Raw genomic sequence first — 13,816 nt, 5'->3', positions numbered from 1 at the left:
TCGTTGCCTTCTCTCCCTATCTGCGTAGTATATGGTTAGTTTCTCTTGTTGTGGTGCAAGAACGAAAAAGGAGTTCGGTATGCAAGAATCAGCTTCAACTCTCGCTAGCTCAGAGGTTGCTGCGAATGGGCAAAGGCACAGTGCTGTTCATGAGTGGGTTGAGTCTATTCGTCTATTGGTCAATCCAGAGAATGTTGTCTGGATCACAGGTGATGAAAAAGAGTCAAGTCGCATTAACGCTGAGCTCGTTGAAGATGGCACCTTTATCCCGCTTAACGAAGAAGAGTATCCAAACTGTTTCTGGTCGCGCTCTAATCCGAATGATGTAGCCCGAGTGGAGGGTCGTACGTTTATATGTTCTGAACAAGAAGATCAGTGTGGGCCTACCAATAATTGGATGGAACCTGGGGCGATGCGCGAGAAGCTCAATGGCTTATTGAAGAATTCGATGTCGGGCAAAACCATGTACGTGGTTCCTTACCTCATGGGGCCTGAGGGATCGCCGTATTCAAAAGTCGGGTTCGAAATTACTGATTCGCTCTACGTTATTGCAAATATGCGGATCATGGCCCGGATTGGTGACGTAGCTCTTCAGCACTTAAAAGAAGGGGATACCGATTTCGTCAGGGGTGTTCATGCAGTAGCGGACCTGGATCCGGAAGAACGGTACATCGCGCACTTTCCCGATACCTGCGAGATTATCAGCGTAAATACAAACTATGGCGGGAATGCTCTGCAGGGCAAGAAGTGCTTTGCTCTTCGTATTGCTTCGGCGCAAGCAAAGAAGGAAGGGTGGCTAGCTGAACACATGCTTATTCTTGGCGTGACGAACCCGTCTGGCAAGAAACATTATGTCTGTGCTGCATTTCCATCGGCCTGTGGAAAGACAAATTTTGCAATGTTGATTCCTCCTAAGGGGTATGTTGATGCTGGCTGGAAGATTGAGACAGTGGGTGATGATATCGCTTGGTTGAACTTTGGCGATGACGGACGCCTGTATGCCATTAATCCCGAGAATGGGTTTTTTGGAGTAGCACCAGGTACATCAGAACAAACGAATCCGAATGCGATAAAGACTCTACAATCGAACTCTATCTTTACGAACACGGCACTTGATCTCGATCGAATGACGCCATGGTGGGAAGGGTTAACTGAGCAGCCACCACAGCATGTACGAGATTGGCTTGGGAATGAATGGAGTCCAGAAGTTGGCTCAAAAGCAGCTCATCCGAATTCTCGTTTTACTGCCCCTGCCGCCCAGTGTCCAAGTATATCTGAGGAATTTAAAAGCCCAGCCGGCGTTCCTATTGATGCCATCATTTTCGGTGGAAGGAGGGCAACGACCCTACCACTCGTATTTGAGGCAAAGAGCTGGCAGCACGGTACGTTCGTTGGCATTACTATGGCATCAGAAGCAACAGCGGCAGCCGTAGGTCAGGTTGGTGCGCTGAAGCATGATCCCATGGCGATGCGCCCTTTTATCGGATATCACGCTGGCGACTATTTTCAACACTGGCTGGATATCGGCGAGAGAGGAGGTTCAAAGCTCCCAAAGATTTTTCATGTGAACTGGTTTCGAAAAGCAGCTGATGGCTCGTTTCTCTGGCCTGGATTCGGAGAGAATATCAGAGTTCTTGAATGGATTTTAAAGAGAGTTGATGGTCTGGCTTCAGGGACTGAGACCCCCCTCGGCATCCAACCAAAGCCAAGTGAGATGAATACGACGGATCTTGATATTTCAGATGCAGACTTGGAGGAGCTGTTTTCGTTTTCCCGTGATGAATGGGAGAAGGAAGTAGATTCTCAGAAGGAGTTCTTGGCAACTATAGGAGCAAAACTTCCGAAGGCTATCGCTGAAGAGCATGAAATGTTGCGAAGTAGAGTTCGCGCTTGGGGAGTAGTTGAATAGGAAGGGATGAATTTAGGGCGAATCGCTAATAATAAGGATTCTTGAATGACGAAGGTTCTGGTCCATATTGTCGTTCATGAATCATATCCCTATCTTGCTGCCGTATTAGAATCTCTTCGGAATCAGATTGGAGATTTCGCCGTTGCTGTTCAAGTGACAGAAAATGGACCTTCTCAGCAATTCGATTCGTCTTCTATCGAGCAGGTCTGTTGTGAGGGCAACGCTACACTCTTTCGCAACGATATAAATCTTGGTTTTTCTGCAGCACATAATCAGGCAGTATTTCGTTTTTTGCCCGCAGACTTTGACTATTTGCTTGTCTTGAATCCAGATCTCGCTCTAAAAGAAGATTGTCTTGGATTATTACTTGATTCGTTAAAGAACTTGGAATCAAAAGTGCCGGTATATGCCTCCCCGTTGCTACTACGAGCGAGCGAGACGCTGGCTCCGTTAGAACCCGAAATAATTGATTCTGCTGGAATCGTCTTTTCCCCAACGCTCCGACACTTTGATCGATATGCCGAGCGAAAGCTTCAGGAGGTTGAGTTGTGTTCGGGATTCATCGTTGGGGGAAGTGGAGCCTGCCTGCTCTTTCCACGGGCGGCGATTGAAGCTTTGGTGCTACCTGTCAATGAATATCAAGAGCAGCTCTACGAGGTTTTTCCGGAATTAAAGACAGGAGCAGACGAGCGAGTAGGGCTGTTCGATGAGGCCTTCTTCGCCTATCGAGAGGATGCTGAGCTGGCGTTGCGCGCCCAGTCGCTGGGTGTTCGCGGATACCTCAATGTCGAGGCACTTGGATATCATGTGCGTAGGGTGACTCCTGAGCGACGTAAGGCGCTGACTGCGGATGTGAACAGGCATTCCGTTCGCAATCGATTCCTTCTTCAGGTGCTTCATTGGTCTCCTCTTAAGAATCCTGAAAGCATATTACCGGGATTTCTCTTCAGAAATCTTTTAGTTCTTTTCGGGGTGTTTCTTCGCGAGCGGAGTTCACTGGCTGCTTTAAAGCAAGTATGTGTCCTGTGGAAAAGAGCATGGGCAAGGAGGCGCTATTTGAAGTCTGCATGTCTGGAAAGGCCCCAGTCATATGTCTGATCCATTTGAAGGGAAAAGATATGTCGTTACTGGCGCATCTTCTGGCTTTGGAGAAGCCTATGCGCAAGCCCTTCATGCCCGCGGGGCATCCGTTATTCTTGTGGCGCGGAGAAAAAATCGTCTTCACAAACTCTCGCAGAAATTAAATGCCGTCAGGGCGCATTCTGCGGAAATATTTCCAGCAGATCTCTCTGACGAGTCAAGCTCAAGTGGTGGACTGAGAGAGCTTGAGGAGTTTCTTCGCGAAGAAAGAGTCGATGGTCTTATTAATAATGCTGGTTTCGGAAGCTATGGGCGTTTTTCAGATGCTGCTACTGAAGTTGCATCAGCAATGATTCGAGTAAATGTCATTGCGCCTCTTCGTCTTACGAAAGCTGTGCTGCCTCAGATGAAACAGAGAAACTTTGGAATTATTGTTCATGTGGCCTCGGTAGCAGCCTTTCAACCCTTGCCGTATATGGCGACGTATGCCGCAACAAAGTCAGCAATCTGCTCACTGGCGTTAAGTCAACATCATGAATTAAAATCTGAGAATATTCATGTTCTTGCAGTGTGTCCTGGTCCTGTAAAAACTGAGTTTGGACAAGTCGCTCAGTTTCCAGGTGAATTTGGCGGCACTATTGGTGATTCTATTCAATCGGTCATACGGGATACAATTCGAGGTATCGAGAGAAAGAAAGTCCTTATTTTTCCAGGTTTTGCGGGAAAGATTCTTGGCTTGAGCTCAAGGCTTTGCCCACCGCAAATCAGCATCCCTCTTCTTGAGCGGCTGATTCGACCAAAGTGAGTTTCTTGAGACGATCTATCCGGCAAGTGTTTGTAGATTCTGTTGTCGTAGCGGCTCGTGAGAGTCGACGCGCTGCAAGATTGTCCAGCTTTCTTCTGGTAGTCGATCAAGCAGAGTGTGAAGAGATTCGTTCGTCTCTGGATCGATAAACTCTGGTGCGATCTCTTGAAGGGGTATCAGGACGAAGTCGCGATCTTTGAATCGAGGATGCGGTAAGATAGGATTTTCAGCAGAGCACATTTGATCATACGTGATAAGATCAATATCTATCGTCCGTGGCCCCCACATGATTTCATTTTTTCGATCTCTGCCAAGTGTTGCTTCAATGTCGTGAAATCTCTCTAGAAGGGTTCTTGGTGACATCGTTGTTGTAAGTTGTATCACCATATTCAGAAACGTTTTCTGTGTTAGGCCCGGAACAGGAAGTGGAGTACTTTCAAAAACACTTGAGCGCCTTAAGATGTCGCCGCACTGGGTTGCAATTGAGCTGAGCGCATTTTCAAGATGAGCAAAGCGATTCCCCTTATTGCTTCCAAGGGCAACGAATGCGGAATGAATCTGAATTGATGCTGGCATTATGAATCTCTCAGTCGTCACTAGACAGAGGTGAATGATACCAGACCCTACTTCAGATGTACCTCTTTTTTCATGAAAGATATGTATTTCTTCCATGGATAATCTTTATGGGCTATTCTTTTCTCTCTTGTATGAGGCGAAGAGGAGGGAGCGTGGATTCAAGAGAACATCTAGCAGAAGAACTTGCAGATCGACTACATGAAGGTCAAATCATTGGGGTTGGGACTGGGACAACGGTAGAGGCGGTCTTGAAGAAAATGAAGCATCGCATCTCGCAAGATGGAGTGAGTGATGTTCAATTTGTTCCAACGTCTTATCAGAGTGCATGGTGCCTTCATGATCTCGGCCTGCCCGTCACTTCTCCAGCAACAAGTGCTATGCTTGATTGGGGGTTTGATGGAGCGGATGAGGTGGATTCAGAACTTCGTCTTCTTAAAGGGAGGGGTGCAGCGATGCTTCATGAGAAGCTAATCGCTGCTCGATGCGCGTCGCTCTTCATTGTGGTCGATGAGAGTAAGCTTGTTACTCAGCTCGGTTCCAAGATGAGTGTTCCAGTTGAAGTTATCCCTGAGGCACGCTTTTCGGTTGAACAAGAGCTGCGAAGTCTGGGAGCGCAGGAGGTTTGTCTGCGGCTCGCAGTTGCACTTGAGCGCCAGGTCCCATTATTTACCCAAGAGGGAAATCTCATTCTTGATGCGCGCTTTGACTCTATCTCACAAGATTGTGAGATGCGGATTAATGCGGTTCCAGGTGTAGTTGAAAATGGTATCTTCAGTAGTTATGCGACTGAAGTATTAGTGGCTAGAGATGCTGGAGTAGAGATTTTGACCGCACAATAAAGAGGGCTTACTTCGAGAACCACTTTCCAACTCGTTGCACTACCTTCTTTAGAGCGTTCAAGGATTCTACTTGTTGCGTGTTTTTCACGATTGGATCGCTAAATTTTAAGAGTGCAAGCTCTGGAGATGCATCAAAATGAGTTCCAACTGCAAGCGTAAATGGAAGATCCCCTATTAATCCATTTTGCAGGCCATCATGAACCTGAGTCCGAATAGTGTCGCTCGGGAGATCTGCTGATACAAGTACACCGATGAGGTATGACTCATGCGAAGATTCAGAGACTTGAGTGCCACCATAGCAGGAAATAATAGTTGGATTTTCCTCCAAGATGGGCTCTAGGATAGCACTAATACGCTCTTTTTGTTCCTCGAGCAGCGGCTTGAAGATTACGTGCGGATCGCTTTCTTGAAGTTGCTCGGCTACAAGTTCATCAAAGGACTCTTCTCCCTGTTTGAGTAATGAAATCTCCCAAGCCGACAGTTCCTTTCCCCAATCTCCGGAGGGATTAATGCTAATCCATGCAGATTCAGGAGCGCGTTCACACAGCACCTTCCCACTTATGCAATTGAATTCCATTGGTTCCTTCGCCCACGAGAGGAGTTCCTCCTCTGAGGTAAAGACTGGAATGGTCTCTTGTTCGTCCGCTACGATTGTAAGGAGATTCGAGAACGGCGAAGGGAAAGGCGATAAGTTTTTAATTGGCTTGATCTGCATGCGACAGGGTACAACCATCTCTGTTTTGAGAAATAGTTGGTAGAACTGACGAATATGATCTGCTGATGGTGCTTCTACAGCGTTGTAGATTGCTTCCTCAAAGGCATTCCTCAAAAGATTTCTCCGCTTAGCACAATACGGTCAGTGCTTTACCCTTTCAGCTTTTCAATTACTTCTTTTGTGATATCAACACTTGGTGCTCCAAACAGGACGGCGCCTTTCCCCTCTTGTCCCTTTTCGAGAATAAGATCGATCTTATTGGACTTTGCATAAGCCTCTATGACTTGAAGTGTCTTTTGAGTGATCTCAGTATTTGAACGGAGGAACTTACGCTTGAGCTCTTCTTCTGTATCTTTTACCAGACGACCAAAGTCTTTTGCTTCTTGTCTAAACTCTTCCGCCTCTTTCGAGTCTGGAGAAACTCCACGTGCTTTTAGTGCAGCTTCTTTGTCTTGCAGCGCTTGGCGCTTCTTCTCAATCGTGGCTCGAGCACGGGTTGATTCTTCCGTCAGTGATTGGCGGGCTTCCTTTGACTCCTTGGTCTCATTTAAGACTTTATTAATGTCTACCGTGGCTAATTTATATTCTGCAAATGCGGATGTGGTGAGAATAGAGATGCTGCAGAGAAACATGAATAAAAAGAAGCTGAGAAAAACTGACCTTCTGTTCACCTGAGAAACGCTCTTGAACGTTCCCTCGTTCCCCTCTTTTTTTATTTCAGTTCTCTTCACGATACCTCCGCATGCTTTGTTGTTTCGCAAGCCATTCTACTCATAGACTCACGCATGTTTTGTTAATTCAGTATATATGACTGCACTATGAATGAATTTATTCACAAATTCTCACAAGATTATAAGCGCATTTCTTTTAAAATATGCAAGTAAATCTGTATGAAGTCCTCTGTTCTACTCATAACAGGCTTCGAGTAGTTGGGAAAGGAGGAGTGAGACGGCAGGTAGGTGTCAGCCTTGAGGAGTTTCCAAGCTGCTTTGAATCTCTTTATTGAGTTGAGCTATGGTATCACGAAAGAGACGTCGTCCCTCCAGGGTGATTGCTGGGTGTTGCCCGCAGTCGGCATAGATCGCAACTGAGGCCTCTTTCTCAATTTGGACTGGTGATATCGCATAAGAAGGGCTGCCGAATGGAGATTTCGCGTCTCTCCGCGTCGAAAAGACCTGAGTTTGTGAGAGCGCACGAAGAAAAGGAGAGTCTGTGTCAGCAATCATGATTGTTGTTTCAGAGTGTGAGCTGCCACGTTGAGCGAGGATAGTAGCCTCTTTTCGATCCTCTGAAAACGCAATCAGGGCAGCTGTTGAAAATGGTCCATTTACGAGTGTATCAAGCGAATCGACCAAGGCATCATGATGCATAGTAACAAAAGAGGTCTCAATTTCAGAACTATTCTCTCGAGGGAGAGTCTGAACTGAGCGCTCAGCCGAATCGTCTTCACAGTCAGTGAGTAAGAAATCAAGGTCTGCATCAAGATCTTCCAGAGCATTATCAGTAGCTTCGGATGTCTCGTTATTTGTTTCCGGCTCGGGTTCATTATCAAACCAGCTCCAGTCTTCTTCGTCATCATCATCATCATCGAGATCAAACCAGTCTTCATTAGGTGAATAATCGTTTTCATCGCTCCCTTGTTGTTTCAGGAGTTGCTCCCGTCCTGAATCAAGAGCAGTGATATGATGGAGATACTGGGTCGCTTGCTCATAGATTGCCCGATGTTGTCGTTCATTTATTTTTAATAGACGAAAGATACTGGTTGTGGGGAGTTCTTTGTCGGGGGAGAGTTTCTCCCACTTTTCATTGTCGTAGGCGTCAATGAGTTCAAGTGCTGCTCGATAAATGAGTCGCATAGTCTTCTGTTCGACCTGCGGAAGCGGTATGTCCTCGTCGATAATGCTTGTAACACTCTCAGGCACCCCACTTCTTCGTAGGTATGCAATACCCCGCTTATACACATCAAAGCTATGATTTTTTACGAGGCGGTAGTTTACGGTTGCCCGTGGACTGTCTTCAGCGAGTTCAAGGTACTGCTTGCCAAGATGATAGACGGCAAGCATATCTCCTATTGAACAAAGGAGACCAACAAGTTCACATTCCTCGCTAAGATGTTTCGCGAGAATTTCAGAAACAATTTGTGCAACGCCTCCGATACGCTTACATCGCGAGCGATGCCGGTTGAATATGAGATGTACACCAGGATCAGTAATTTCTTCTCGTTTTGATATATCTGTAAGAATCTCAGCAACTCGCTCGGCGCCGAGTCGAATAATAGAAGGTCGAAGGGTCGATACCGTCTTGGTTTCGCCAGCAAATGCAGAGTTATTCGCTTCTTTTAAGATCTCAATGACGAGCACTGGATCTTGACTCAGAACTGGAGCCAGTGCGGAGGTGTTTTCCTGACTACTTCTCGCGAGTCGTAAGCTTTGTGAAAGAGCCTCTTGATCAGCAGGTAATAGCTTGGGGACCAGCCATTTATCATCTTTGCCGTTTTTATTTGAGGCTGTAGCCGTCTTCGTCATACCCGTTTGTTGTCCTCGTCTCTTTGAGTAGTCATTTGAGGAAAGAAAGAAAATCTCCCTCTCGCTCAGATTGCGAGCTTACGCCCTACCGTTATGGTCGACAGTATTGACCATCAACTTTAATAGAATCTGGACATTCAAGACGGGTTAAATAGCTAGAGGTATTGATAAAAACTGGCAGAACGATAACACTAAACGAGTATCATGAAATCAGTCAGGCTGGTGATTTTGACCAAGGCAGGTAATCAGATAGGGGAATACGGAATGAAAACTCGAATAGAAAAAGACTCGATGGGTGATATGGAGGTTCCTCAAAGTGCGCTCTATGGTGCCTCTACGCAGAGAGCTGTCTTGAATTTTCCGGTCAGCGATTTGCGGTTTCCGAGAGTTTTCATAGAAGCGCTTGGTGCAATCAAATACGGAGCGGCCCGCTCTAATCAAGAGTGCGGACTCTTATCGAAAGATCTTGTGGATGCGATTGCTGCTGCGGCTCAAGAGGTACAATCCGGCTCTCATGATGAACATTTTGTAGTCGATATTTTTCAGACTGGCTCCGGTACTTCAACGAATATGAATACGAATGAAGTGATTGCAAATCGTGCAGCTCAGATCTTAGGTGGAAAACTCGGTGATAAATCTCTTGTTCATCCGAACGATCATGTAAATATGTCACAGTCATCGAATGATGTTATTCCTTCTGCGATTCACATTTCGACCGTCATTTCAGCAGAGAGGAATCTCTTGCCTGCGCTTGAGATGCTGAGAAAGGCGCTCGAGACGAAAGCGAACGAGTTCGCAAATGTAATTAAGTCAGGTCGAACCCATCTACAAGATGCGACTCCCGTTACGCTTGGTCAGGAGTTCGCGGGTTATGCAGCGCAAATTGCAATTGGAGAAGAGCGGGTTCGCCAGGGGCTAGAACGCGTCAGGGAGTTGGCTCTTGGAGGAACGGCCGTTGGAACAGGTCTGAATACCCATCCTGAGTTTGCCAAAAAGGCTATTTCCCATATCGAATCAGTGTTGAATGTTGAGTTGCATGAGGCTGGTAATCATTTTGAGGCACAGGGAGCGAGAGACGCGATCGTATTCTACAGCGGCGCGTTGAGAACGGTAGCGGGTTCGCTGATGAAGATAGCAAATGATATCCGCTGGCTGGCATCTGGTCCACGGCTGGGTATTGGCGAAATCTTTCTTCCTGAGATTCAACCTGGATCGAGTATTATGCCAGCAAAGGTAAATCCAGTTATCTGTGAGTCTGTGATGATGGTTGCGGCACAGGTTATTGGAAACGATGCAACTATCGCTATTTCTGGCCAGCATGGAAATTTTGAGTTGAATGTAATGCTTCCCGTCATAGGATTTAATGTGCTTCAATCCTCTGAACTCATCTCCACCTGCAGTGAGAACTTCGTGCTACGCTGTATTAATGGAATTAGAGCAAATGTTGAAAAGTGTGAATCTAACGCCGAGAAAAGTCTCGCAATTTGTACTTCGCTGGCTCCTATCATCGGATACGATCGCGCAGCGGAGATAGCAAAGCGAGCCCTCAAGGAAGACAAGGGGGTGCGGCAAATGGCCAGGGAAATGAATGCGCTTTCTGAGGAAGAATTAGAGAAGGCGCTCAATCTCATGGCAATGACGAAGCCTGGGATGTAAAGGATTTACGGTCGAGTGAAGACGGACGGTACGCTCAAGATTTTTGGTATGCAAGTTGGATACAGTGAGTGGTCCGCTCAACCAGGTGCAAAAACTGTCGTTCTGCTCCATGGATGGGGGGCAAGTCGCACGTTGTTTGAGCGAGCTGCGACAGCGCTCCATCAACATGGGGCGAACCGCATTCTGACCGTTGATTTCCCGGGATTTGGAGAATCTGATACTCCTGATCGAGTGTGGCAGGTTGATGACTTCGTAAGTTTTTTATTTGAAGTGCTCGATCAGCTCAAGGTAAGCCATGTTGATATGCTTGTCGGTCACTCGCATGGTGGACGAGTCGCTTTAAAGTCAGCTGTGGTGCAGCCCAATCGAATACGGAAGCTCTTACTGGTGGGGAGTGCCGGAATACGATTACCTCTCTCGATCAGAAAAAAGATACGGGTTATGGCATTTAAGGCGTGCAAAAGAGCTTTGCCATTGTTGTTCTGGAACAGTGAGCGAAGGGAGAATGTGCTTCAGTGGTTACGCGCCCAGTTCGGGAGTGCTGACTACCGTGACGCAGGGAATATGCGAAATACTCTTATAGCGCTTCTTCATGAAGATCTTACGCCGATTTTGTCTCAGATTAAACAGCCAACGTTGCTGGTTTGGGGTGCTGAGGATACGGATGCGCCCCTACGAATTGCGAAGATTATCGAAAGAGAGATTCCCGATACCGGTTTGGTGGTGTGGGAGAAGGCGGGTCATTACGCATTTTTAGACCGACCAGATCAATTTGATAGAGTATCAGCTCATTTTTTAGGATAATCTTTGAGAGAGAGCTGTAGGTGCTTAAAGTGTTTGGAGAAGAGTAGATAGTGAGTATGAAGATCTGGGATTTGGCTCTTTTCCTGTCGGTTGCCGTCGGTATTGCAATCTGGGCGCTTGCGACTCTTCGAATTGCACTTCAGCGGTTGCAGCAGTCGAGTTATAGGAACATTCGATATTGGCGGCGTCTCTTCTCTAAAGATACATCTCTTTTCCTCAGGGATTATCGCCACCTGCAGGTCGGTTTAGCGCTCGTTATTGGATTAGTGATAGCGAATGTTGGTGTCGAAGTTTCACGCATGGTGGCTCTTTTTCTGATCCCCCTCGTTTTTTTTCTTGCGCTGCGCTCATGGGCTGCTACGAGATCTGAAAAAAAGCCATTTGTCTTTACTGCACGTGCTCAAAGACTAGCTGCTGTTTGTCTGATCGTTTTATTTATCCCCGCTATCTGGTTCTTTCTCGAATTTGAGCTTCGTGCTGCGGTTGCTCTATTCATGAATTGGATAGTATGGACCCCTCTTCTTGTTCTCGTTGGGAATGGTTTGGTCATTCCTTTCGAGCTTCAGGTGAAGAAGTTTTATCTTGAGGACGCAGCACGGAAGCGACGCAGTCTTGATGGATTGCAGGTTATTGGCATAACGGGAAGTTATGGAAAAACTTCAACGAAGCATTTTATTCAAGGCATTTTATCTCGCCGATATTTGAGTTACATGACTCCTGGTAGTGTAAATACAGAGCTTGGCTTAGCACGGGAAATTCGTGAACAGCTGAAGACCATTCATGAATTTTTTATTGCAGAAATGGGGGCGCGCGAGCGTGGTGATATCGCTCAATGCGTTCGTGTAGCACAGCCTACCTGGGGCGTATTGACGTGTGTCGGGAAAGCGCACCTTGAAACGTTTGGAAGTGAAGCTGCTATTCGGGCTACGAAGGGAGAGTTACTTGAAGGCATACCACCATCCGGGGTCTGTTTTCTGAATGCGAATGACTCAAATACGACCGAGATGAGGCAATTTGTAAAATCTCGGATTGTAACATTTGGGGTCCAGCGAGTGAAAGATGAGCCTCTCGTTGCGGATATATGTGCTCAAGAAGTATCTGTCACACAAGATGGAAGCTCTTTTCGTGTTTCGGGTGAGAAGATAGAAGTGCCGTTTGAGGTGCGAACTCAGCTTTTAGGATTTCATAATATATCCAATTTGATGGCGGCTATTGCAGTTGCAGTTGAGGCGGGGATGTCTGCTTCTGTTATTCAAGCGGCGGTTCAGGCTCTTCCACCAGTGGAACATCGACTCCAACTTTTAAAAAAGAGTAATGGGGTTCTTGTGATTGATGATGCTTTTAATTCGAATCCTGAAGGATTTCGGGAAGCATTAGATACTCTCGCCTTATTCAAAGATCGACGGCGTGTACTTGTTACACCTGGAATGGTTGAGCTTGGAGAGCAAGAGCAAGAGGAGAATCGGAATATTGGAGGTTATGCCGCCCCTCGTGTCAGTCATGTTGTACTCGTCGGTGAAGATGAGCGAGTATTTCCACTAAAAGAGGGACTGCTTAGCGAGGGATTTCTTTCTGAGGATATAGAACAAGTAAGGACCTTAAGAGATGCAGCGGAACATCTTACTCGGTACAATAAGCCAGGGGATGTCGTGTTGTTCGAAAATGATTTACCAGACCTGTATGGGTGAGCAGATGAAAAAAAGAGTGGCGGTATTATTCGGTGGAGTATCAGTTGAGCATGAAGTCTCTGTTATTTCTGGCGTTCAGGCCTTTCATGCCATAGACCGTGAGCGCTATGAGCCGATAGCGGTCTATTTGTCGAAAGAGGGGAGATGGTATGTCGGAGAGCAGCTCGGTGATGTGGCAAACTACCGAGATATGGAGAAGCTCCTTCAATCGCTGTCAGAAGTGATGCCGAGGCCTGTTCGTGGGGACTGGAAGCTCTATTCAGTGCCGCAGAGCGGATGGTTTCAGAAAACAACCCCTCCAGTAGAGGTTGATGTATATCTCCCTGTTTTTCACGGGAGTTATGGTGAGGATGGCTCGGTCCAGGGATTATTCCAGATTATGGATGTGCCGTTTACTGGGTGTGATGTTACCGGCTCTGCTGTCTCCATGGATAAAGTCGTCATGAAAGAGGTCTTGAAGGGGCTCGGTCTTCCCGTATTGCCGGCTTGTTCATTTACCCGCTTTGAACTCGAAGAATCTCCGGAAGATGTTGTCGCTCGCATCGAATCTGCCTGTAGTTTTCCATGTATATTAAAACCAGCCCTCTTGGGGTCGAGTATAGGCATAGAAGTCGTACGTGAAGGAAAGGAGTTATTAGATGCTGCACATCGAGTCGCCATGTACTGTCCAAAGGTACTGGTAGAAGTATTTTTGCCAGAGATGTACGAATTAAATTGCTCGGTTTTGGGCAATGAGTCACAGCAGCGAGCGAGCGTAATTGAGCGACCTCTTTCATCGGGTGAGCTTCTTAGTTTTGCTGATAAATATGAGCGCTCCTCATCTGGTAAATGTGGAGCGAAGTCGCCGCAGTCAGAGACATCAATGGCAAGTATGGATCGAGTGATACCAGCCGATATCCCACCAGATGTCACACAACAGGTTCAGGAGTTGGCGATTAAGACCTTTCGGGGGCTTGGGTGCGCCGGGGTAAGTCGCGTTGACTTCATCGCGGATCGAGTAACAGACGAGATTTATGTGAACGAGTTAAATGCTATTCCAGGCTCGCTTGCTTTTTATCTATGGGAAGAAAGTGGCGTTTCGTTCACGCAGCTTTTAACAGAGTTGATAGAGCTTGCTCTTATTCGCTTTCGTGAACGTCAGGCGACGGTTTATTCATATTCAAGCAACTTGTTTGCGCTACATGGCAGTGGATCATCAGGAGGCGCGAAGGGGGCCGGG

12 protein-coding genes are annotated in these 13,816 nt (G+C 46.8%); 8 read left to right on the top strand and 4 right to left on the bottom strand.

Going from position 1 to position 13,816, the window contains the following annotated elements; all coding sequences use genetic code 11:
- Positions 1-79: 79 nt before the first annotated feature.
- From EBR25_06725 to EBR25_06715, 3 genes are read left to right on the top strand one after another with little or no spacing between them, the layout of a single operon-like run.
- A complete protein-coding gene (locus EBR25_06725) occupies positions 80-1,909 on the top strand; it encodes a phosphoenolpyruvate carboxykinase (GTP) (GenBank protein ID NBW40684.1) in 1,830 nt (609 codons plus the stop codon).
- Between the two features lie 45 nt (positions 1,910-1,954).
- Positions 1,955-3,007, top strand: a complete 1,053-nt coding sequence (locus EBR25_06720; GenBank protein ID NBW40683.1) for a glycosyltransferase family 2 protein — start codon at positions 1,955-1,957, stop codon at positions 3,005-3,007.
- On the top strand, positions 3,000-3,794 hold the full coding sequence (locus tag EBR25_06715) for an SDR family oxidoreductase (GenBank protein NBW40682.1): 795 nt from the start codon (positions 3,000-3,002) through the stop codon (positions 3,792-3,794). The genes EBR25_06720 and EBR25_06715 overlap by 8 nt, the downstream gene beginning before the upstream one ends.
- Positions 3,795-3,809: 15 nt before the next feature.
- Here the strand turns inward: EBR25_06715 and folK are convergent, their stop codons facing one another.
- Positions 3,810-4,466 (bottom strand): 2-amino-4-hydroxy-6-hydroxymethyldihydropteridine diphosphokinase, encoded by a 657-nt coding sequence (folK, locus tag EBR25_06710; GenBank protein NBW40681.1) that lies wholly within the window; start codon positions 4,464-4,466, stop codon positions 3,810-3,812.
- On the opposite strand from folK, the gene rpiA reads away from it, so the two are divergent.
- Complete coding sequence (gene rpiA / locus EBR25_06705; protein NBW40680.1) at positions 4,427-5,209, top strand: ribose 5-phosphate isomerase A; 783 nt, start codon at positions 4,427-4,429, stop codon at positions 5,207-5,209. The two genes, folK and rpiA, sit on opposite strands and share 40 nt — an antisense overlap.
- A 7-nt stretch (positions 5,210-5,216) precedes the next feature.
- Here the strand turns inward: rpiA and EBR25_06700 are convergent, their stop codons facing one another.
- The 3 genes from EBR25_06700 to EBR25_06690 form a co-directional block, all read right to left on the bottom strand.
- Positions 5,217-6,038, bottom strand: a complete 822-nt coding sequence (locus EBR25_06700; GenBank protein NBW40679.1) for an SseB family protein — start codon at positions 6,036-6,038, stop codon at positions 5,217-5,219.
- A 35-nt stretch (positions 6,039-6,073) separates the two neighbouring features.
- A complete protein-coding gene (locus tag EBR25_06695) occupies positions 6,074-6,655 on the bottom strand; it encodes an OmpH family outer membrane protein (GenBank protein ID NBW40678.1) in 582 nt (193 codons plus the stop codon).
- Positions 6,656-6,886: 231 nt separating this feature from the next.
- Positions 6,887-8,449, bottom strand: a complete 1,563-nt coding sequence (locus tag EBR25_06690) for an HDOD domain-containing protein (protein NBW40677.1) — start codon at positions 8,447-8,449, stop codon at positions 6,887-6,889.
- Between the two features lie 264 nt (positions 8,450-8,713).
- On the opposite strand from EBR25_06690, the gene EBR25_06685 reads away from it, so the two are divergent.
- The 4 genes from EBR25_06685 to EBR25_06670 all read left to right on the top strand — a co-directional run.
- The gene (locus tag EBR25_06685; protein NBW40676.1) at positions 8,714-10,105 is read left to right on the top strand and encodes a class II fumarate hydratase; all 1,392 of its coding nucleotides are present in this window, start codon (positions 8,714-8,716) and stop codon (positions 10,103-10,105) included.
- Positions 10,106-10,153: 48 nt separating this feature from the next.
- Entirely contained in the window at positions 10,154-10,909 is a 756-nt protein-coding gene (locus tag EBR25_06680; GenBank protein NBW40675.1) for an alpha/beta hydrolase, read from the top strand.
- Between the two features lie 56 nt (positions 10,910-10,965).
- On the top strand, positions 10,966-12,597 hold the full coding sequence (locus EBR25_06675; protein NBW40674.1) for a UDP-N-acetylmuramoyl-tripeptide--D-alanyl-D-alanine ligase: 1,632 nt from the start codon (positions 10,966-10,968) through the stop codon (positions 12,595-12,597).
- Positions 12,572-13,816, top strand: a 1,245-nt coding sequence (locus EBR25_06670) for a D-alanine--D-alanine ligase (protein ID NBW40673.1), incomplete at its 3' end; no start/stop codon positions are given. The genes EBR25_06675 and EBR25_06670, both read left to right, overlap by 26 nt.

It is taken from the genome of bacterium (genome assembly GCA_009926305.1).
Taxonomy (GTDB): domain Bacteria; phylum Bdellovibrionota_C; class UBA2361; order UBA2361; family RFPC01; genus RFPC01.
Note: the sequence above shows the minus strand (reverse complement) of the source record. Positions and strands in the feature narration are given on the sequence as shown.

What these genes read in the sequence shown, in the direction of transcription:
- EBR25_06725 (NBW40684.1), top strand. Translation starts at nt 80, where the DNA reads ATGCAAGAATCAGCTTCAACTCTCGCTAGCTCAGAGGTTGCTGCGAAT.
- EBR25_06720 (NBW40683.1), top strand. Translation starts at nt 1,955, where the DNA reads ATGACGAAGGTTCTGGTCCATATTGTCGTTCATGAATCATATCCCTAT.
- EBR25_06715 (NBW40682.1), top strand. Translation starts at nt 3,000, where the DNA reads ATGTCTGATCCATTTGAAGGGAAAAGATATGTCGTTACTGGCGCATCT.
- rpiA (NBW40680.1), top strand. Translation starts at nt 4,427, where the DNA reads ATGTACCTCTTTTTTCATGAAAGATATGTATTTCTTCCATGGATAATC.
- folK (NBW40681.1), bottom strand. Translation starts at nt 4,466, where the DNA reads ATGGAAGAAATACATATCTTTCATGAAAAAAGAGGTACATCTGAAGTA.
- EBR25_06690 (NBW40677.1), bottom strand. Translation starts at nt 8,449, where the DNA reads ATGACGAAGACGGCTACAGCCTCAAATAAAAACGGCAAAGATGATAAA.
- EBR25_06685 (NBW40676.1), top strand. Translation starts at nt 8,714, where the DNA reads ATGAAAACTCGAATAGAAAAAGACTCGATGGGTGATATGGAGGTTCCT.
- EBR25_06680 (NBW40675.1), top strand. Translation starts at nt 10,154, where the DNA reads ATGCAAGTTGGATACAGTGAGTGGTCCGCTCAACCAGGTGCAAAAACT.
- EBR25_06675 (NBW40674.1), top strand. Translation starts at nt 10,966, where the DNA reads ATGAAGATCTGGGATTTGGCTCTTTTCCTGTCGGTTGCCGTCGGTATT.